We start from the raw sequence: 19,600 nt of genomic DNA, 5'->3' as shown, positions 1-19,600 counted from the left end.
GGTGCACGAGCCGGTCCAGTGAATCGGAGGCAACGAGATTCCTGAACCTTTGAATCCGGATTGTTACTTGAGGTTTCCTTGAGGTTCTATAGTGTTGCTCACACTTTTCGCGGGCGGCACCCGGCGCTGCTGCCCTGAAACGGCCGTGTCACACTCGGACCATGCGCGTGTATCTCGGCTCCGATCATGCCGGTCTCGAACTCAAGAACCACCTCGTCGAGTGGCTCAAGGCCGCCGGCCACGAGCCCGTCGACTGCGGGCCCCTCATCTATGACGCCCAGGACGACTACCCGCCGTTCTGCCTCCGCGCGGCGGAGCGTACGGCGGCCGATCCCGACTCCCTCGGGATCGTGATCGGCGGCTCCGGGAACGGGGAGCAGATCGCCGCGAACAAGGTGGCCGGGGTGCGTGCCGCCCTCGCCTGGAGCGAGGAGACCGCCTCGCTGGGGCGTCAGCACAACAACGCCAACGTCGTCGCGGTCGGCGCCCGTATGCACTCCGAGGAAGAGGCGACCAAGTTCGTCGAGACCTTCCTCAGCACCCCCTTCTCCGGTGACGCCCGCCACATCCGCCGCATCGACATGCTGTCGGCCTACGAGACGACGGGCGACCTCCCGCCGATCCCGGCCCACCACCCACAGCAGCCGTAGCCCCGAGGCGGCCCGATTTTTCTCGCCCCCCCGCGCTCCTCAAACGCCGCAGGCATCCAGCCCGTCCGGCGTTTGAGGACGAGCGCGAAGCGCGACAGGGGGGTCTGGGGGCGCAGCCCCCAGGGACGATGGGGGTCCCCCCGCTCGAGCGAAGCCGAGAGTGGGGGAGGGTAGGGGCGGAGGGGGCGAAATCCGCCTGGCCCGCACGCCGACACACCCGCAGGAGGACCCCGTGCCCGAAGGGCACACCATTCACCGGCTGGCCAAGGACTACGCGGCCAGGTTCGAGGGCGAGAACACCCGCGTGACCAGCCCGCAGGGCAAGTTCACCGACGCCGCCGCCCTCCTCGACGGCGCCGTCCTCGAGACGGCCGACGCCCACGGCAAACACCTCTTCCTCGGCTTCCGCGCCGCGGACTGGATCCACATCCACCTGGGCCTCTTCGGCAAGGTCACCTTCGGCGCGGCCCCGGCACCGCCCCCCACGGACACCGTCCGCCTCCGCCTCGCGGGCCCCACCGCATACGTGGACCTCCGCGGCCCCACCACCTGCGCCCTGATCACCGACACGGAGAAGCAGGCGATACACGACCGCCTCGGCCCGGACCCCCTCCGCCCGGACGCCGACCCGTCAGCCGCGTACCGCCGCATCTCCCGCAGCCGCACGACGATCGCCGCCCTCCTCATGGACCAGAAGATCATCGCGGGCGTCGGCAACGTCTACCGCGCGGAGGTCCTCTTCCGGCACGGCATCGACCCGTACCGCACGGGCAAGGACCTCAGCCCCGCGGAGTGGGACGCGATCTGGACCGACCTCGTGGACCTGATGCGCGAGGGCGTACGCAACAACCGCATCGACACGGTCCGCCCGGACCACACCCCCGAGGCGATGGGCCGCGCCCCGCGCGTGGACGACCACGGCGGCGAGGTATACGTGTACCGCCGGGCGCATCTGCCCTGCCACATCTGTGGCGGCGAGATCCGCACCGCCGATCTCGCCGCCCGCAACCTCTTCTGGTGCCCGGCCTGCCAGCGCCGGTAGCGGTCAGAACCCGTGCGGCAGCCAGGGCGCGATCACGGACGAGAAGGCCACGGATGCCTCCGTCAGCGCGCCCTGGCGCAGCTCCCGCACCCGCCCCGCCGCCGCGAGCGCGGCCAGGGACACGCCACCGAGATAGGCGGCCCCCAACTCCCGTACGTACAGGGCGAGATCGGCGGACTCGTCGGTCCGTACGCACGACGCGCCCTTCGCGTCCCCGGTGAGCCGCCAACGCCCCTCGTTCCAGGGGCAGAACGCGTCCTCGACTGCGAACACCACGTCCACCGGCGTCTGATACGTCCGTGCCTCCAGCGCGGCGCCGACGTCGACGAGCCGCACATGCAGGCTGTCCTTCATCCGCAGGTTGCAGCGGCGGACGTCGGACACCATGTACTGCCACGCCTCGTCGACGGGCCGTCCGCCCGCGGTGAGCGCCGACGTCAGGTCGATGTCGAACAGGAAGCGCCACAGCGCCGCGTGCGCCGCCGGGTCGAGCGCGTGCAGGTCCTCGAGCACGACCGTGCTCCTAGGCCCCGCATTGTCCCAGTCCGGTTTGATCCGGTACCGGGCGAAGCCGATGACCTCCTCGTCCCGCTCGGCGACCACGCACTGCAGGGGTGAGGCCCCATTGCGGTCGCTCTCCGGATCGAGCAGCCCTTGCCGCTCCCAGCCGGGCTGCCGGGCCAGCATGCCCGGCCGCCCCGGCACCAGCCGGGCGTACACCGTCTCGCACGCGTCGAGCACCTCGGCGGGCGCGGCGTACCGCAGACGTACGTCGTCGGTGCCGGGCGGCACGGACAGGCGTACCCGGGTGGTGTCGATCTCGACGTTGAGGTGATGTGTGGCGATGCCGTAGCCGAACCGGCCGTAGATCACCGGCTCCGACGCGGTCAGCACGGCCAGCGCCTCGCCCCCCGAGCGGATGTCGTCCAGCTGGCGCCGCATCATCGCGGTCAGCACCCCGCGCCGCCGGTGGGTGGCCGCGACACTCACCATGGTGATGCCCGCGGCGGGAAGGGACGCGCCGCCCGGCACCGTGATCCGGAAGCTGAAGGCGCTCGCCGTGCCCACCACCTGGTCGCCGTCCCAGACGCCCAGGGAACGGTCGTACTCTGTGAGCGCGTTGTACAGCCCGCGCTCCTCCGACGACTCCGGCACGCCTCCGAACGCGCGGACCAGATTGTCGTACCACGTGTTCCAGTCGGCTTCCCGCAGCACCCGCACGTCAGTCGTCATAGCCCATGCCTACCAGGGCAATGCGGTACGAGCGAGGGAATTTCGCCCCGCCGCCGAGGTCGCCGGCTGTGCGGTTCTCTGTGAAGTTGAGCGCTCGGACGGGGGACAAGTGGGACCTCCCGTGCCAAGCACCTGCTCCGATGGATAGGGTCCCGAACTAATGGCAGCAGGACGAGGGCGGCGCGCGGAAGCCGATACGTTCACGGCCCGTGTGAAGAAGCAGTGGCACCGGGCCCGTACAGGGCTGCGCAGATCCGCCGTCGACTACTTCCGCGGGGACGGTTCGGACTGGATCGCGCTGGCCGGGCTGCTCCTGACGATTCCCTTGATCGCGGCCACGACACTGGTGAACTCGGTGTGGTGCTCACCCGCCGCCCTGGTCCTCCCGATCGTGGCCGGTGGCCTGCTGCTGCGCCCGGCCAGCCTGCTCGGTCTGTACGCGGCCGCCGCCACCGCGCTCATAGTGGAGTCCGTGAAGCTGGGCCCGTACACGGAGGGCCCCTCCCGGGTGACTCCGGGCGTGGTGCTGGTGGTCGCCGCCTGCGGGTTCTTCGGCCTGCTGATCGCGCAGTTCCGCAGCCGGGTGGGCGTGCCCTGGCGGCGCGGCGGCACCATGCTCTTCGACCTCCGCGAACGCATCCGGGTACAGAGCAAGCTGCCGAAGCTGCCGCTGGGCTGGCACCGCGAGATGGCCCTGCGCCCGGCGGGCGGGCAGTCCTTCTCCGGCGACTTCGTGGTGGCGGCCCGTACGAACGGCGGCCGCACCATGGAAGTCGTCCTCACCGACGTCTCGGGCAAGGGCATGGACGCGGGCTCGCGCGCGCTGCTGCTCTCCGGAGCCTTCGGCGGCCTCCTCGGCTCGCTCCCGCCGCATGCCTTCCTCCCCGCCGCGAACGGCTACCTCCTTCGCCAGGACTGGGACGAGGGCTTCGCGACCTCGATCCACCTGGTCCTCGACCTGGACTCAGGGGACTACGAGCTCTTCTCGGCCGGACACCCGCCGGGTCTGCAACTCAGCGCGGGCAGCGGCCGCTGGGAGGAGAAGGCGGCGGAAGGCCCGTTGCTGGGTGTGTATGACGGCGCCCAGTTCGACCCCGTGAAGGGCTCACTGCGTCCCGGGGACGTGTTGATGCTGTTCACGGACGGCCTGGTCGAAACCGCCGATCGCGACATCGTCGAGGGCATAGACCGCCTCACCGGCGAAGCCGACCGCTACGTCGCCGGCGGCTTCCACGGCGCCGCCTGGCACCTCATCGAGGCGGTAGCCAGGGACGTCAACGACGACAGGGCCCTCCTACTGATCTGCCGGGAAAGCTTCAGCCCGTCCGGCGTTTGAGGACGAGCGCGAAGCGCGATTACGGGGGTCTGGGGGCGGAGCCCCCAGATACGGGACGGTAGGGGCGGAGGGGGCGAATCCCGCTGTGCGCGACGGACCCCCACGCTCACGCCCCCCGAGGCGACGCGCGGGGCGACACTGGAGAAGTGACGCAGACACCCCTCACCCTCCCCGAAGTAGAGGCCCTCGCCCGCGAGGCACACGCCGCCCAGACCGACAAGGCAGGCCGCCCGTACGCCGAACACCTCACGGCGGTGGCGGACGGCGTACGCGAACGCGGCGGCGACGACGACCAGATGGCGGCGGCCTGGCTGCACGACGCCATAGAGGACAACGTGCTCTCGGAGGACTGGCTGCGCACGGCCCCCCTGACCCACCGCACGAAGAACATCGTCCTGGCGCTCACCAAGCGCGAGGACGAGCCCCCTTCGTCGTACGCGCACCGCATCCGCACCACCCCAGGCGCCCTCCTGGTAAAGGTGTCGGACCTGGCGCACAACGCCGACCCGTCCCGCCTCGCGGTCCTCGACGAACACACCCGCGCCCGCCTGACCAAGAAGTACGCGACGATGCGCGCCCTGCTGGGCCTGCCGCCGTCCTGATCCCCCGAGCACGAAAGTGCGGGCCCGGGAGATCCCGGACCCGCACAACGACCTCGACCAGCGACGGTCGACGGCGACAACCTAGGCGTTGGCCCTTGCCCGTTCCCGCGCCAGCTCCGCCGCGTCCCGCTTGAACGCCCACTCCATCCTGGGCTCCATCGCGAACCGGAAGACCCGCTGGACGGGAGGCGTGCACAGCAAGGTGACGAGCGCGCCCGCGAGGACCGTCACGGCGATCTCGCCGAGCGGCTTGTGCAGCCAGGAATGGTCGAACCAGCCCCCGTACTCGGAGCCCTTGACCACGAAGCCGTGCAGCAGATAGCCGTACAGCGTGCCCGCGCCGAGCGCCGTGAACCAGAACGTGCGGCGCGGCACCCAGGCGAAGAAGCACGCGGTGAGGACCAGCGAGCAGCCGTACAGCGCGAGCGTCATGACGATGCCGGCCCACCAGGGCGCGCCCAGCTCCTGTGCGCTGTCGCGGTGGTAGAACCAGGCGGTGTTCATCCGCGGCACCGCCCAGTAGCCCACGATCAGCGCCGTGACGAAGATCGGCACCGACAGGATCCGCACCTCACGGCGGCGCACCAGCTGGAAGTGCGCGGGCTTCATGAACAGCCCTATGACGAAGAACGGCAGGAACTGCAGCACCCGCTGGAGGTCCAGATCGTCGCCGATCTCCGGTGAGACGGACGCGAGCAGGGCGCACAGAAGCGCCAGCGGAATCGGCCAGCGCACCAGCTTCCACAGCGGAGTCGTCAGCCGCCAGACGAAGAGCGCGACCAGGAACCACGTGAGGTACCAGGGGTCGAGGAGGCTGATCGCCTGGTTCGGATCGCCACCGACCCAGCGATCGAAGAGGGAGTACGCCGTCTCGAAGAGGATGTACGGCACGGCGACGCCCGTCACCAGCCGCTTCAGCCGGTCGGGGCGCATGTCGAAACTACGGGAGAAATAGCCGGAGATGATGATGAAGGCCGGCATGTGGAAGGTGTACACGACCGTGTAGAGGGCTTCGAGGAAGCGGCTCTCGCCCTTCAGTGGCTCCCAGGCGTGGCCCATGGCCACCAGCACGATCGCCAGGTACTTGGCGTTGTCGAAGAACGCATCACGCTGCTTCGCGGGCTTGGCGCCCGGGGCGGCGGCACTCCCGGCCGCGTCCGGGGTCTGTTTCGGGGTCTGGGACGAGCGCGGACTGGGCACTCCGGCCGCCGGTTCTCGTACCGGGGGGAGCGGCGCTCTTTGGTGGCCGGTCGGTCGGAGCGAGTTCGTCACAGGCCCTCCCACCAAGAACTCGGGGAGACGATCCTGGACCTCGCTGCACATGCGGGGGACGTGGCGGCGTGGAACATCTGAGGCACCCTAGCGTTGTCTATGCGTCTTCGTAAAACTCTCGACGTCATTCCTGCTTATGGGCTGCGGGTACCCAGGATTTGGATATGTGTGCCTGTCGGATCGCAAGGGGTTCCGCATACCGATTTGCTTACCGTATACGGAGGTTCTGTCCTCATTCATCCTGACTAAATGGTGCATAACGTTCGCGGGCGACTCCGGTGATATGTCCGGTTCATTGGTCTTTAGTGACCCGTCTGCAGCACCTTCGATGTGCCTGTGCCAACAATTCGAATTACCTGCGAACAGGTTGTGTGGACATGGCAACGGTCTCCATGAATTTATCGTGAGAGTGCTTCATCGAATTGCAGTGCGGGGCCCCGCAGTTGGGTCGCCCGAGGCGGCACGGGGGCACGGGCGCAGGTCTCACCTTGGTCTGTCCTTGGCCAACGATGCGTCACCCGCCGCATAGGAACGCCGGGTTGGTGGCACGATGGTTCTGGCGGGGGTGCGCGGGGCTGCATCTCCGGGCCGGGAGAGCGGACCGACCGTAGGGTGTGATCAGTTGTGGCCATTTCGCTGTCAGTGGTGCTGCTGTTGGCGATCATCCTCGTGGTGCTGATCCGAGGAGGATCGATCAAGGCGGGACCTGCCATCGTCGCGGTGCTCTTCGGCTTCTTCCTCGCGTCGACCGGCATGGCTCCGTCCATCAACCGGTTCCTCAACTCGATAGCGGAGACCATCAACTCGATCAGCTTCTGACCGAGGCTCTTGCACGGGACGGATACGTCCGCCGTCGAACACCGGCGGGCGTCGGGGGGATTCGAAACGGGGCAGGGGAGCCTACGGGGATGGCGCTGCGCGAAACGGCCCCGCCTGAAGTCGGCGGTTACGGCATCGAGGACCGCCTCGGATCGGGTGGCATGGCGTGGGCTATCTCGCCCGCCCCGCCCCGCTCCGGCCGCCGCCTCGCGATCAAGGTCGTACACGGGCAGTACGCCGACGACGACGGGTTCCGTGCCCGCTTCACCCGGGAAGTGGCAGCCACCCGCCAGGCCAACGGCGCCTTCACCGCCCCGGTCGCGGACGCCGACGCGCCGCGCCCCTGAATGACCCCGCTTTACATACCGGGCGAGGACCTCTGCACCCACGCGCGCGAGCGGGGCCCGTTGCCGCCAGAGCGGCTGCGCGAGCCGGCCGCCGGACTCGCCGGGTCACTGCGCGACATCCGCCCCCACTCTCGGCTTCGCTCGAGCGGGAGGTGCCCCCTCCGCCGGCGTGGTCCACCGCGACCTGAAACCGGCCAACGTGATGCTCGCCGACGACGGCCCCCGCATCACAGACCCACGCGGTCGCGGAGTCTTAATGGGCGAGTCAAGCGCCGCTGGGTGCGCTCAGTAGCCGAAGAAGTGAAGGGCAGGGTCTCTGAGCGGCGGCCGTGATAGATCGACGCTGCGACTGCGACTTAGCCGAGATCCACCGATGAGTTCCGCCGGCTGGGCCGGTCTACCAGGACGTACGCCATCGAGCCACCGACTGGAGACCCACCATGACCAACCCCGCACACCCCGGCCGCATGCTGTTCGTGAACATCCCCGTAGCAGACCTCGAGCGCAGCAAGGCGTTCTTCGCTGAGATCGGGTTCAGCTTCAACCCGATGTTCACTGACGAGACCGCCGCCTGCATGCTGGTCGGCGAGCACGCCTTCGTCATGCTGCTCAGCCGTGAGAAGTTCGCGGAGTTCGCGAAACTGCCGATGGCCGATCCCACCACGCACACGCTGGCGCTGTACTGCTTCAGCGTGTCATCCCGCGATGAGGTCGATACGGTCAGCGCCGCTGCGCTCGCGGCGGGCGGCTCCGAGGCGGATGGCGCCGAGGACTACGGCTTCATGTACTCACGCAGCTTCTTCGACCTCGACGGCCACGGCTGGCAGGTCATGTGGATGGACCCGGCGGCGGCGGAGCAGGGCCCCGAGGCGTTCGCGGCCTCCACGCAGCACGCCGGCGGCCCGGCCTGACCTACCACCGCGTTCCGCACGTGCGGCTGAGCGAGAGAGGCTGATCGGCCAGGCCGTGAGCGCCGTCGTCGAGCAGGCTCGGAAGCAGGTTCCGTAGTCGAACGGGCACGCAGCGGGGACGTAGGCCGCAACGAAGATCAGAAACGCATCAGGGCCAGGCAGAGGATCGAACCTCTGACCTGGCCCTGAGCCGTGGAGAGCGGGCGACGGGAATCGAACCCGCGTAGCTAGTTTGGAAGACTAGGGCTCTACCATTGAGCTACGCCCGCAGCAGGATGCGTCGCAGGTCAGTGACCGCGGCACAGAAGGCATCGTAGCGGGTCGCACCGCCTCGTCGCACGCCCCGCATCCCCGCCGCGGGGACGGTGGGGAAATGCGGCAGCCGCTCCGCCTGCGGGCATGTACCCTACGTGTCGCACCGACGGGGTGTGGCGCAGCTTGGTAGCGCGTCCGCTTTGGGAGCGGAAGGCCGTGGGTTCAAATCCCGCCACCCCGACCAGCAGCCGGAAACCCGCCAGGGAGACCCGGCCTCACAAGATCGCCTTTTGGGGCGTGTACCGCCTGCGGCTACTATGCAAGCTGCGCGCCCGTGTGTCTGCACTGTTACGTCTCTCAAGGGCCGCGAATCCGCTTAAGGCTCTGCCCGACTCGGCAGAAGCACACAGCAGAACCCCCAAAGAAGTCAGCCACAAGGAGACCGAACCGTGAAGAGCGCCGTGGAGACCCTGAACCCGACTCGGGTTCGGCTCACTGTCGAGGTGCCCTTCGAGGAGCTCAAGGACAGCCTCGACGCGGCGTACAAGAAGATCAACCAGCAGGTCACGGTGAAGGGGTTCCGGAAGGGCAAGATCCCGGCGCGCGTCATCGACCAGCGGTTCGGTCGCGGCGCCGTGCTCGAAGAGGCCGTCAATGACGCGCTCCCGAAGTTCTACACCGAAGCGGTCAACGAGGCTGAGCTGAACGTCCTCGGCCAGCCCGAGGTCGACATCACCGAGCTGAAGGACGGCGAGACGCTGAACTTCACCGCCGAGGTCGACGTCCGCCCGACCATCGAGATCCCGGACTACTCCGGCATCGAGGTCGAGGTCGACGCCGTCGAGGTCAGCGACGAGGACGTCGAGAAGGCCGTCACCGACCTGCGCGAGCGCTTCGCGTCGACCTCCCCGGTCGAGCGCGCCGCCCAGGACGGCGACGTCGTCACCATCGACCTCGAGGCCAAGGTCGACGGCGAGGTCCTCGAGGACGGCATCGCCAGCGGCGTTTCCTACACGATCGGCTCCGGCGAGCTGCTCGACGGCATCGACGAGGCCGTGACGGGCGTGGAGGCCGGTGGCGAGGCCACCTTCACCTCCGAGCTCAAGGGCGGTTCGGCGACCGGCAAGGAGGCCGAGGTCACCGTCAAGGTCACCCAGGTCGCCGCGCGCGAACTGCCCGAGCTGGACGACGACTTCGCGCAGCTCGCGTCCGAGTTCGACACCCTCGACGAGCTCAAGGCGGACAGCCGCAAGCGCCTCGAGAACATGAAGCAGTACGACCAGGCCACGCAGGCCCAGGAGCGCGTCCTGGAGAAGCTGCTCGAGCTGGTCGAGGTGCCCGTCCCCGAGAAGCTGCTCGAGGACGAGATCAACACCCGTAAGCACAACCTCGCGCACCACCAGCTCGGCCAGATGGGCCTCGACCTCGCGAAGTACCTGGAGATCCAGGGCAAGACCGAGGAAGAGTTCGACGCCGAGACCAAGGAAGCCGCGGTCAAGGGCATCAAGACGCAGTTCGTCCTTGACGAGCTCGTCAACAAGGAGAAGCTGAACGTCAACCAGGAGGAGCTCACCGAGCACCTCATGCGGCGCGCTGCCTCTTCCGGCATGTCCCCCGACCAGTTCGCCCAGGCCGTCGTCGAGGGTGGCCAGGTCCCGATGCTCGTCGGCGAGGTCGCCCGCGGCAAGGCCCTCGCGGTCGTCGTCGAGGCCGCCACGGTCAAGGACACGAACGGCGAGATCGTCGACCTGGACGACGAGGAGGACGAGACGGCCGAGACCGTCGAGCCCACCACCGAGTCCGGCGAGACCACCGAGGCCTGATCGCCCCGCTTGTACGCCGCGACGGCCCCCGGGGACTTGTATGTCCCCCGGGGGCCGTCGGGCTTTGAGGGGCGCGGGGAACTGCGCGAGCGACCCCCACAAGCCGCACCCGCCGACGCACCGTACGTGGCAGACACGCCCCCGGTTTTGCCGGGAGCCACACCTCTGACGGGGTCCCGGCAAACCCCGCCCAGGCCAGCGCAGCGCATGCGCTCACAGCGAACAGTTCCCTCTGCGGGATTCCCCGGAGGGACCCGCGCGTTAGGGTCCATGAATACGAGGGCAGGGGAGTCCCCGGACGCCACCGGGAGGTGGCACGGAACCCGGGGTCCCAGGCCCCTGCAGAAGACGTGAGACGGCCCGGCGCCGTCGTAAGACGAGCAGGTGGATACGTGACGAATCTGATGCCCTCCGCCGCCGGCGACCCCTCCATCGGTGGTGGCCTCGGTGACCAGGTCTACAACCGGCTGCTCGGCGAGCGGATCATCTTCCTCGGCCAGGCGGTCGACGACGACATCGCCAACAAGATCACTGCACAGTTGCTGCTCCTTGCCTCCGACCCGGACAAGGACATTTACCTGTACATCAACAGCCCCGGCGGATCGATCACGGCCGGCATGGCGATCTACGACACCATGCAGTACATCAAGAACGACGTGGTGACGATCGCCATGGGCATGGCGGCCTCGATGGGCCAGTTCCTGCTCAGCGCCGGTACCCCCGGCAAGCGCTTCGCCCTGCCGAACGCCGAGATCCTGATCCACCAGCCCTCCGCGGGCCTCGCGGGCTCCGCGTCGGACATCAAGATCCACGCCGAGCGGCTGCTGCACACCAAGAAGCGGATGGCGGAGCTGACCGCCTTCCACACCGGCCAGACGGTCGACCAGGTCACCCGGGACTCGGACCGCGACCGCTGGTTCGACCCGATCGAGGCCAAGGAGTACGGCCTCATCGACGACATCATGCCCACCGCTGCCGGTATGCCGGGCGGCGGCGGCACCGGGGCGGCGTAAGCCCCTCCAGCGCCCCCAGGGCGGCGCGGGCACACACCGCTCCCCCGGGGGCGGCGCGAGGCCTCTCCAGCGCCCCCAGCCACCGCGTCAGCCCTTTCAGGTTTCTCAGGAGACACAGTGAACGACTTCCCCGGCAGCGGCCTCTTCGCCCGCACGCAGGCCGAGTACACCGGTCCTCGCGCGGAGTCCCGCTACGTCATCCCGCGCTTCGTCGAGCGCACCTCACAGGGCGTGCGTGAGTACGACCCGTACGCGAAGCTGTTCGAGGAGCGCGTGATCTTCCTCGGCGTGCAGATCGACGACGCCTCCGCCAACGACGTCATGGCGCAGCTGCTGTGCCTGGAGTCGATGGACCCCGACCGTGACATCTCGGTCTACATCAATAGCCCCGGTGGCTCGTTTACGGCCCTCACGGCGATTTACGACACGATGCAGTTCGTGAAGCCGGACATCCAGACGGTCTGCATGGGCCAGGCCGCCTCGGCCGCCGCGATCCTGCTGGCCGCCGGCACGCCGGGCAAGCGCATGGCGCTTCCGAACGCCCGTGTGCTGATCCACCAGCCCTACAGCGAGACCGGCCGCGGCCAGGTCTCGGACCTCGAAATCGCGGCGAACGAGATCCTCCGGATGCGTGCGCAGCTGGAAGAGATGCTGGCCAAGCACTCGACCACGCCGATCGAGAAGATCCGCGAGGACATCGAGCGCGACAAGATCCTCACCGCTGAGGACGCGCTGTCGTACGGCCTGATCGACCAGATCATCTCCACCCGGAAGATGAACAACTCGACGGTTCTGTGACGTAGCGCTGTATCGTCTGCCGCTCCTTGGCGTGGTTCACGACAAAGTGAACCGCGCCAAGGGGGGCCCGAACGGGGGGCTCGGCAAGGTACCGTCGGACATAAGGCAGCACCAGGAGCCGCTGGACCTAGGCGTCTCCCAGGCGAAGGGGAAGCACACCGTGGCACGCATCGGTGACGGCGGCGATCTGCTCAAGTGCTCGTTCTGTGGCAAGAGCCAGAAGCAGGTCAAGAAGCTCATCGCAGGCCCTGGTGTGTACATCTGCGACGAGTGCATCGATCTCTGCAACGAGATCATCGAGGAAGAGCTCGCGGAAACGAGCGAGGTCCGCTGGGAGGAACTCCCGAAACCCCGCGAGATCTACGAGTTCCTCGAGGGGTACGTCGTCGGCCAGGAGCCGGCCAAGAAGGCCCTCTCGGTCGCGGTGTACAACCACTACAAGCGGGTCCAGGCCGGCGAGAACAGCGCGGGCCAGAACCGCGACGACGCCATCGAGCTGGCGAAGTCCAACATCCTGCTGCTCGGCCCCACGGGCTCGGGCAAGACTCTTCTGGCCCAGACCCTGGCCCGCATGCTGAACGTCCCGTTCGCCATCGCCGACGCGACGGCGCTGACGGAGGCGGGATATGTCGGCGAGGACGTGGAGAACATCCTCCTCAAGCTCATCCAGGCCGCTGACTACGACGTCAAGAAGGCCGAGACGGGCATCATCTACATCGACGAGATCGACAAGGTGGCCCGGAAGAGCGAAAACCCGTCGATCACGCGAGATGTCTCGGGTGAGGGCGTCCAGCAGGCCCTCCTGAAGATCCTGGAAGGCACGACGGCCTCGGTCCCGCCCCAGGGCGGCCGCAAGCATCCGCACCAGGAGTTCATCCAGATCGACACGACGAACGTCCTGTTCATCGTGGGCGGCGCCTTCGCGGGCCTGGAGAAGCTCATCGAGTCCCGCGCCGGCGCGAAGGGAATCGGCTTCGGCGCCACGATCCGCTCGAAGCGCGAACTCGAATCGAAGGACCAGTTCGAGGACGTCATGCCCGAGGACCTGGTCAAGTTCGGCATGATCCCGGAGTTCATCGGCCGCCTCCCGGTGATCACCTCGGTCCACAACCTGGACAGGGAAGCGCTCCTCCAGATCCTCGTCGAGCCCCGCAACGCCCTGGTGAAGCAGTACCAGCGCCTCTTCGAACTCGACGGCGTGGAGCTGGACTTCGAGCGCGAAGCCCTGGAAGCCATTGCCGACCAGGCCATCCTCCGCCAGACCGGCGCCCGGGGCCTGCGCGCCATCATGGAGGAAGTACTCATGTCCGTGATGTACGAGGTCCCCTCCCGCAAGGACGTGGCCCGCGTCGTCATCACGGCGGACGTCGTCCACTCGAACGTGAACCCGACACTGATCCCGCGGGATGCGCGGGGACGGGGCCCGGGGGAGCAGAAGACGGCGTAGCCGCCGGTACGTGTACGTCGAAGGGGCCCCGGTCAAGTGACCGGGGCCCCTTCGTGGTTGAGGCGAACGCAGGGGCATCAGGCCTTGACGCGTACGTCCTTGCGGAGCTTGGCGGCCAGGGCCGCCGTGTCGTCGATCGTGCCGGCCTTGCCGGTGAGGAAGCCGGCGTAGTTCATCGCGATGACGTCGACGACGGTGCTGTGGTCACCCCAGATGCAGAAGGGCATCGTCACGGTCTTGGCCGTGCTGCCACCCGTGCTCGACGTGTTGGTGATCTCGGCTTCCTGGCACTTCATGATGCCGCCGTCGAAGCCGGCCGGTGTGACCGCCTTGGGGCTGCCGACCATCTTGCCCTTGGAGCTGTCGCCGCTCTGGTCCTTCTCGGACTCGGTCTTCAGCTTGGCGAACATGGCGTCGACGACGGCTTCCGGGTCGTCGATGGTGCCGTACACGCCGCTGAACGAGAGGGTCTGCGTGGCCGCGGCCGCGCCCTTCGAGTACCCCGCACTGACGTCCTTGGGGTTCTTCACGCCCCACTTCTGGAAGTCCGCGAGGTCGTCGCTGCTCATCTCGTCCGGGGATCCGGCGCTGTCCGACTTCTTGTACTCGCCGCCGAGCACCGTCGCCGGTGCCGTCAGCTTGTGGGCACCGTCGTCCGCCACCGAACTGCCGCCGCCGCTCCCACTACCGATGACGAAGTACGCCGCGACAGCGATCGCGGCCACGACCGCCACCGCGCCGATGATGAGGCCCGTCTTCTTCTTGCCGCCGCCGGGGGCGGGCGGCTGGGGGACGGCGCCGTAGGGCTGTTGGCCGTACGGGGGCTGCTGACCGTAGGCAGGCTGCTGGCCGTAGGGGGGATTCTGCGGCGGGACGCCCTGGGGAGGCTGCTGCGGGTAGCCGTAGCCGGGCTGCGCGGGGGGAGCCTGCTGCGGGTAGCCATAACCGGGCTGGGGGGCCTGCGGCTGCTGGCCGTGGGGGCCCGGCTGACCGTAGGGTCCGGGCTGCTGGGGCTGCCCGCCATACGGGCCCGGCTGGTTGTAGCTCATTACTGGGTTCCCCTCCAGATACTTATGTGTTCCGAACATCCTGGCGCAAGGTCAGGTGACGGATGGCACTGGGGGCCTCACCGTTACTGAAGATTCCCGTTTCGGGACGGGGCCGTGACACCTCTAAACTGACCCCGTGACCGACAACGCTCAGCAGCAGCCGCCAGCATCCACTCCCGAACTGCCGACCCAGTACGCGCCGGCCGAGGTAGAGGGGCCGCTGTACGAGCGCTGGGTCGAGCGGGGTTACTTCGAGGCGGACGCGAAGAGCGACAAGCCGCCGTACACCGTCGTCATCCCGCCGCCGAACGTCACCGGCAGCCTGCACCTCGGGCATGCCTTCGAGCACACCCTCATCGACGCCCTCACGCGCCGCAAGCGCATGCAGGGCTACGAGACGCTGTGGCAGCCCGGCATGGACCACGCCGGCATCGCCACGCAGAACGTCGTCGAGCGGGAGCTGGGCAAGGAGGGCAAGTCCCGGCATGATCTGGGCCGTGAGGCCTTCGTCGAGCGTGTCTGGCAGTGGAAGGGCGAGTCCGGCGGGCAGATCTCCGGGCAGATGCGCCGCCTCGGCGATGGTGTCGCCTGGTCGCGCGAGCGCTTCACCATGGACGAGGGGCTCTCGCAGGCCGTCCAGACCATCTTCAAGCGGCTCTACGACGACGAGCTGATCTACCGCGCCGAGCGCATCATCAACTGGTGTCCGCGCTGTCTGACCGCGATCTCGGACATCGAGGTCGAGTACCAGGACGACGACGGCGAGCTCGTCTCGATGAAGTACGGCGACGGGGACGACACCATCGTCGTCGCCACCACCCGCGCCGAGACCATGCTCGGTGACACGGCCGTCGCCGTTCACCCCGAGGACGAGCGGTACAGGCACCTGGTCGGCAAGCTCATCAAGCTGCCGCTCACCGACCGTTCCATCCCGGTCGTCGCCGACGAGCACGTCGACCCGGAGTTCGGCACGGGTGCCGTCAAGGTCACCCCGGCCCACGACCCGAACGACTTCGAGATCGGGCAGCGGCACGACCTGCCCGCCATCACGATCATGGACGAGCACGCGGTCATCACCGCCCACGGCCCCTTCCAGGGCCTGGACCGGCTGGAGGCACGCTCCGCCATCGTCGCCGCGCTGCGTGCCGAGGGCCGGATCGTCGCCGAGAAGCGGCCGTACGTCCACTCGGTCGGCCACTGCTCGCGGTGCAAGACCACCATCGAACCGCGGCTGTCGCTGCAGTGGTGGGTCAAGGTCGGCCCGCTGGCGAAGGCGGCGGGAGACGCCGTCCGCGAGGGCAAGGTCAAGATCCACCCGCAGGAGATGGAGAAGCGGTACTTCGACTGGGTCGACAACCTCCACGACTGGTGTATTTCACGGCAGTTGTGGTGGGGACACCGGATTCCGGTCTGGTACGGCCCGCAGGGTGAGATCGTCTGCGTCGGGCCCGACGAGGAGCCGCCGACCGGTGAGGGCTGGCAGCAGGACACCGACGTCCTCGACACCTGGTTCTCCTCCGGCCTCTGGCCGTTCTCCACGCTCGGCTGGCCCGAACAGACCGAGAGCCTCGCGAAGTTCTACCCGAACTCCGTTCTGGTCACCGGCTACGACATCCTCTTCTTCTGGGTCGCCCGGATGATGATGTTCGGCCTGTACGCGATGGACGGCACCCCGCCGTTCCACACCATCGCCCTGCACGGCATGGTCCGCGACCAGTTCGGCAAGAAGATGTCGAAGTCCTTCGGCAACGCGGTCAACCCGCTGGACTGGATGGACAAGTACGGCAGCGACGCCCTGCGCTTCACCCTCGCCCGCGGCGCCAACCCCGGCGTCGACGTGCCCATCGGCGAGGACTGGGTCCAGGGTTCCCGCAACTTCGCCAACAAGATCTGGAACGCCACGCGCTTCGCGCTGATGAACGGCGCGACGGTCGAGGGTCCGCTGCCGGACGCGTCGGCGATGTCGGCGACGGACCGCTGGATCCTGTCCCGCCTCAACTCCGTCGCCGCCGAAGTCGACGCGTTCTACGAGGACTTCCAGTTCGCGAAGCTGTCCGACGCCCTGTTCCACTTCGCCTGGGACGAGGTCTTCGACTGGTACGTCGAGCTGTCCAAGACGACGTTCCAGGCGGGCGGAGAGCCGGCCGAGGTCAGCAAGCGGGTCCTCGGCGAGGTCCTCGACGTCACCCTCAGGCTCCTGCACCCGGTCGTCCCCTTCGTCACGGAGACGCTGTGGACCACGCTGACCGGCGGTGAGTCCGTCGTCATCGCCGACTGGCCGGCGGACAGTGGCTTCCGGGACACCGCCGCCGAGAAGGAGATCGGGAGCCTTCAGTCGGTCATCACCGAGGTCCGCCGCTTCCGCGCCGACCAGGGTTTGCAGCCGGGGCAGCGGGTTCCGGCCCGGCTGACCCTCGACGGCACGGCGCTGGCGTCCCACGAGGCGGCCATCCGCCAGCTGCTGCGTCTCCAGCCGGAGGGCGAGGGCTTCGCGGCCACGGCGACCCTGCCGGTGGCGGGCGCGCAGGTCGCCCTCGACCTCTCCGGGACGATCGATGTCGCCGCGGAGCGCAAGCGCCTGGCCAAGGACCTCGCCGCCGCCGAGAAGGAGAAGGCGCAGGCGAACGCCAAGCTCGGCAACGAGGCGTTCCTCGCCAAGGCCCCGGACCAGGTGGTGGAGAAGATCCGCACGCGGCTCGCCAAGGCGGACGAGGACATCGCCCGTATCCAGGCGCAGCTGGACCGGTTGCCGCAGGCGTAGCCCGGCGGCGGGGGCGTTTCTCGCCCCCGCCGTCCCTACCCGTCTCGTCCCGTCCTTGGGGGCTCAGCCCCCAAACCCCGCTCCTCAAACGCCGGAGGGGCCGAAAAACGCGGAGCCCCAGGTACGGGACGGGTAGGGGCGGAGGGGGCGAAAGCCCCACACGTCCAGACACCGCGGCGGCTCCGTAGACTGGCCCCGTGAGTGACCTCCCCCCGCACGACAGCAGCGAGTCAGACGAGCCGGAACCCCGCGACCCGCTCGGCCTCTTCGACGAGATCGTCGCGGCCGAGACCGACCGCGACCCCGACCTCGCGGTGATCGAGGCCGGCAGCCGCACCCTGCGCACACAGGGCGGCACGGACCGGCAGGCCGACGTCCCCGCCCGCCCGGCCGACCCCGAGGTCGACAAGGCGCTGCGCGAGGTCGAGGCGGAGCTGGCGACCCGCTGGGGCGAGACCAAGCTGGAGCCGTCCGTCAGCCGCATCGCCGCGCTGGTCGACGTCCTGGGGGAGCCCCAGCGCGCGTACCCCTCGATCCACATCACGGGCACGAACGGCAAGACGTCCACCGCCCGCATGATCGAGGCCCTTCTCGGCGCCTTCGACCTGCGTACCGGCCGCTACACCAGCCCCCATGTGCAGTCGATCACCGAGCGGATCAGCCTGGACGGCGCGCCGATCTCCGCCGAGCGGTTCATCGAGACGTATCAGGACATCAAGCCGTACGTCGAGATGGTCGACGCCCAGCAGGAGTACCGGCTCTCCTTCTTCGAGGTGCTGACGGGCATGGCGTACGCCGCCTTCGCGGACGCGCCCGTCGACGTGGCAGTCGTCGAGGTCGGCATGGGTGGCAGCTGGGACGCCACCAACGTCATCGACGGGGACGTCGCCGTCGTCACGCCCATCGATCTCGACCACACCGACCGGCTCGGCGAGACGCACGGTGAGATCGCCGTGGAGAAGGCCGGCATCGTCAAGCAGGACGCCACCGTCATCCTGGCCCAGCAGCCGGTGGACGCGGCCCAAGTGCTGCTGAAGAAGGCCGTGGAGGTGGATGCCACGGTGGCCCGGGAGGGGCTGGAGTTCGGCATCGTCGCGCGGCAGGTCGCCGTCGGCGGGCAGCTGCTCACCCTGCGCGGGCTCGGCGGGGAGTACGAGGAGGTCTTCCTGCCGCTGCACGGCGCGTACCAGGCGCACAACGCGGCTGTCGCGCTCGCCGCGGCCGAGGCGTTCTTCGGCGTCGGCTCCGCGCAGACCCAGCGGCTCGACATCGACACCGTCCGCAAGGCGTTCGCCTCGGTCACCTCGCCGGGCCGCCTGGAGGTCGTACGCCGCTCGCCGACCGTCGTCCTGGACGCCGCGCACAACCCGGCGGGCGCCCGCGCCACCGCGGAAGCCGTGAGCGAGGTGTTCGACTTCAGCCGCTTGATCGGCGTGGTCGGCGCGAGTGGTGACAAGAACGTACGGGGGGTGCTCGAGGCCTTCGAGCCGATCTTCGCCGAGGTCGTCATCACGCAGAACTCCAGCCATCGCGCGATGGACGCGGACGAGCTGGCCGGGATCGCCGTCGAGGTCTTCGGCGAGGACCGGGTGCAGGTCGAGCCGCGGCTCGACGACGCGCTGGAGGCCGCTATCACGCTCGCCGAGGAGGAGGGCGAGTACGCGGGCGGTGGCGTGCTGGTCACCGGGTCGGTCATCACCGTCGGCGAAGCCCGACTGCTGCTGGGGAGGCGCTGACTCTCGTGCGTACGCTCTGTGCTTCGACGCTGATCGGCGAGTTCTTCGTCATTGGCTTCGCCGGGCTCGTGGCCATGAAGGATCCCGATCTGTCGATGGCCACGGTCTGGACGGTCAGCGGTATCGCCATGGTCCTGAGCATCCTGCTCTGCGGTGTGATCACCCGGCCGGGCGGTGTCCAGCTCGGCTGGGCGTTTCAGATCGCGCTGATCGCGAGCGGGTTCGTGCTTCCCGCGATGTTCTTCATGGGGGCGATCTTCGCCGCCCTGTGGTGGGCGTCCGTCCACTATGGGCGGAAGATCGACGAGGCCAAGGCCAGGTTTGCCGCTCAGGCGGAGGCCGGGGGGAACGCGGCGTAACGGGTGCCGCCGGGGGTGTTTTCGCCCCTTCCGCCCCTACCCGTCCCCTATCTGGGGGGCTCCGCCCCCCAGGCCCCCCGTATCGCGCTTCGCGCTCGTCCTCAAACGCCGGACGGGCTAAAACCCTTCTCAGCCACGGCCTGTAAC

The 19,600-nt window shown here is 68.6% G+C and carries 17 protein-coding genes and 2 tRNA genes; 15 read left to right on the top strand and 4 right to left on the bottom strand.

Translation table 11 applies throughout. The features are described from left to right. Positions 1-161: 161 nt before the first annotated feature. Positions 162-650, top strand: a complete 489-nt coding sequence (locus tag AB0D27_RS30210) for a ribose-5-phosphate isomerase (protein ID WP_362515185.1) — start codon at positions 162-164, stop codon at positions 648-650. A 232-nt stretch (positions 651-882) separates the two neighbouring features. After that, positions 883-1,692, top strand: coding sequence for a DNA-formamidopyrimidine glycosylase family protein (locus AB0D27_RS30205; RefSeq protein ID WP_362515183.1), 810 nt, complete (start codon positions 883-885; stop codon positions 1,690-1,692). A 3-nt stretch (positions 1,693-1,695) separates the two neighbouring features. Here the strand turns inward: AB0D27_RS30205 and AB0D27_RS30200 are convergent, their stop codons facing one another. After that, positions 1,696-2,925: a GNAT family N-acetyltransferase gene (locus tag AB0D27_RS30200; RefSeq protein WP_362515182.1), complete on the bottom strand. Its 1,230-nt coding sequence runs from the start codon at positions 2,923-2,925 to the stop codon at positions 1,696-1,698. Between the two features lie 160 nt (positions 2,926-3,085). On the opposite strand from AB0D27_RS30200, the gene AB0D27_RS30195 reads away from it, so the two are divergent. Both AB0D27_RS30195 and AB0D27_RS30190 read left to right on the top strand, forming a co-directional pair. Then, positions 3,086-4,261: a PP2C family protein-serine/threonine phosphatase gene (locus AB0D27_RS30195; RefSeq protein WP_362515180.1), complete on the top strand. Its 1,176-nt coding sequence runs from the start codon at positions 3,086-3,088 to the stop codon at positions 4,259-4,261. 146 nt (positions 4,262-4,407) lie between these two features. After that, positions 4,408-4,863 (top strand): HD domain-containing protein, encoded by a 456-nt coding sequence (locus AB0D27_RS30190; protein WP_362515178.1) that lies wholly within the window; start codon positions 4,408-4,410, stop codon positions 4,861-4,863. 81 nt (positions 4,864-4,944) lie between these two features. Here the strand turns inward: AB0D27_RS30190 and AB0D27_RS30185 are convergent, their stop codons facing one another. After that, on the bottom strand, positions 4,945-6,135 hold the full coding sequence (locus AB0D27_RS30185; protein WP_362515177.1) for an acyltransferase family protein: 1,191 nt from the start codon (positions 6,133-6,135) through the stop codon (positions 4,945-4,947). 624 nt (positions 6,136-6,759) lie between these two features. On the opposite strand from AB0D27_RS30185, the gene AB0D27_RS30180 reads away from it, so the two are divergent. The 3 genes from AB0D27_RS30180 (at position 6,760) to AB0D27_RS30170 (ending at position 8,212) form a co-directional block, all read left to right on the top strand. Beyond that, positions 6,760-6,954: a hypothetical protein gene (locus AB0D27_RS30180; RefSeq protein ID WP_016435177.1), complete on the top strand. Its 195-nt coding sequence runs from the start codon at positions 6,760-6,762 to the stop codon at positions 6,952-6,954. A gap of 89 nt (positions 6,955-7,043) precedes the next feature. Next, a complete protein-coding gene (locus tag AB0D27_RS30175) occupies positions 7,044-7,301 on the top strand; it encodes a hypothetical protein (protein WP_362515175.1) in 258 nt (85 codons plus the stop codon). A gap of 440 nt (positions 7,302-7,741) precedes the next feature. Beyond that, the gene (locus AB0D27_RS30170) at positions 7,742-8,212 is read left to right on the top strand and encodes a VOC family protein (RefSeq protein ID WP_362515174.1); all 471 of its coding nucleotides are present in this window, start codon (positions 7,742-7,744) and stop codon (positions 8,210-8,212) included. A 198-nt stretch (positions 8,213-8,410) separates the two neighbouring features. Here the strand turns inward: AB0D27_RS30170 and AB0D27_RS30165 are convergent. Next, positions 8,411-8,481 (bottom strand) — tRNA-Gly (locus AB0D27_RS30165). A 153-nt stretch (positions 8,482-8,634) separates the two neighbouring features. Between AB0D27_RS30165 and AB0D27_RS30160 the strand changes: the two genes are divergently transcribed. The 5 genes from AB0D27_RS30160 to clpX all read left to right on the top strand — a co-directional run bounded on the left by AB0D27_RS30160 (position 8,635) and on the right by clpX (position 13,548). Further along, a tRNA-Pro gene (locus tag AB0D27_RS30160) sits at positions 8,635-8,711 on the top strand. A gap of 205 nt (positions 8,712-8,916) precedes the next feature. Next, the gene (gene tig / locus AB0D27_RS30155) at positions 8,917-10,290 is read left to right on the top strand and encodes a trigger factor (protein ID WP_362515172.1); all 1,374 of its coding nucleotides are present in this window, start codon (positions 8,917-8,919) and stop codon (positions 10,288-10,290) included. 404 nt (positions 10,291-10,694) lie between these two features. After that, positions 10,695-11,303 (top strand): ATP-dependent Clp protease proteolytic subunit, encoded by a 609-nt coding sequence (locus tag AB0D27_RS30150; protein ID WP_362515228.1) that lies wholly within the window; start codon positions 10,695-10,697, stop codon positions 11,301-11,303. Between the two features lie 117 nt (positions 11,304-11,420). Next, positions 11,421-12,101, top strand: coding sequence for an ATP-dependent Clp protease proteolytic subunit (locus tag AB0D27_RS30145; protein WP_362515171.1), 681 nt, complete (start codon positions 11,421-11,423; stop codon positions 12,099-12,101). Positions 12,102-12,261: 160 nt separating this feature from the next. Then, positions 12,262-13,548, top strand: a complete 1,287-nt coding sequence (clpX, locus tag AB0D27_RS30140; RefSeq protein ID WP_362515170.1) for an ATP-dependent Clp protease ATP-binding subunit ClpX — start codon at positions 12,262-12,264, stop codon at positions 13,546-13,548. A 77-nt stretch (positions 13,549-13,625) separates the two neighbouring features. Here clpX and AB0D27_RS30135 read toward each other — a convergent pair whose 3' ends face one another. Further along, positions 13,626-14,597, bottom strand: coding sequence for a hypothetical protein (locus tag AB0D27_RS30135; RefSeq protein WP_362515168.1), 972 nt, complete (start codon positions 14,595-14,597; stop codon positions 13,626-13,628). Between the two features lie 136 nt (positions 14,598-14,733). Between AB0D27_RS30135 and AB0D27_RS30130 the strand changes: the two genes are divergently transcribed. From AB0D27_RS30130 to AB0D27_RS30120, 3 genes are all read left to right on the top strand, one after another. Next, on the top strand, positions 14,734-17,358 hold the full coding sequence (locus AB0D27_RS30130; RefSeq protein WP_362515166.1) for a valine--tRNA ligase: 2,625 nt from the start codon (positions 14,734-14,736) through the stop codon (positions 17,356-17,358). A gap of 197 nt (positions 17,359-17,555) precedes the next feature. Beyond that, positions 17,556-19,094, top strand: coding sequence for a folylpolyglutamate synthase/dihydrofolate synthase family protein (locus tag AB0D27_RS30125; protein ID WP_362515164.1), 1,539 nt, complete (start codon positions 17,556-17,558; stop codon positions 19,092-19,094). Between the two features lie 5 nt (positions 19,095-19,099). Beyond that, complete coding sequence (locus AB0D27_RS30120; protein WP_362515162.1) at positions 19,100-19,453, top strand: DUF4233 domain-containing protein; 354 nt, start codon at positions 19,100-19,102, stop codon at positions 19,451-19,453. The last annotated feature ends 147 nt before the right edge of the window (positions 19,454-19,600 follow it).

This window comes from Streptomyces sp. NPDC048415 (genome assembly GCF_040651675.1).
GTDB lineage: Bacteria > Actinomycetota > Actinomycetes > Streptomycetales > Streptomycetaceae > Streptomyces.
Note: the sequence above shows the minus strand (reverse complement) of the source record. Positions and strands in the feature narration are given on the sequence as shown.

What these genes read in the sequence shown, in the direction of transcription:
- AB0D27_RS30200 (WP_362515182.1), bottom strand. Translation starts at nt 2,925, where the DNA reads ATGACGACTGACGTGCGGGTGCTGCGGGAAGCCGACTGGAACACGTGG.
- AB0D27_RS30210 (WP_362515185.1), top strand. Translation starts at nt 162, where the DNA reads ATGCGCGTGTATCTCGGCTCCGATCATGCCGGTCTCGAACTCAAGAAC.
- AB0D27_RS30150 (WP_362515228.1), top strand. Translation starts at nt 10,695, where the DNA reads ATGCCCTCCGCCGCCGGCGACCCCTCCATCGGTGGTGGCCTCGGTGAC.
- AB0D27_RS30175 (WP_362515175.1), top strand. Translation starts at nt 7,044, where the DNA reads ATGGCGCTGCGCGAAACGGCCCCGCCTGAAGTCGGCGGTTACGGCATC.
- AB0D27_RS30195 (WP_362515180.1), top strand. Translation starts at nt 3,086, where the DNA reads ATGGCAGCAGGACGAGGGCGGCGCGCGGAAGCCGATACGTTCACGGCC.
- AB0D27_RS30170 (WP_362515174.1), top strand. Translation starts at nt 7,742, where the DNA reads ATGACCAACCCCGCACACCCCGGCCGCATGCTGTTCGTGAACATCCCC.
- AB0D27_RS30135 (WP_362515168.1), bottom strand. Translation starts at nt 14,597, where the DNA reads ATGAGCTACAACCAGCCGGGCCCGTATGGCGGGCAGCCCCAGCAGCCC.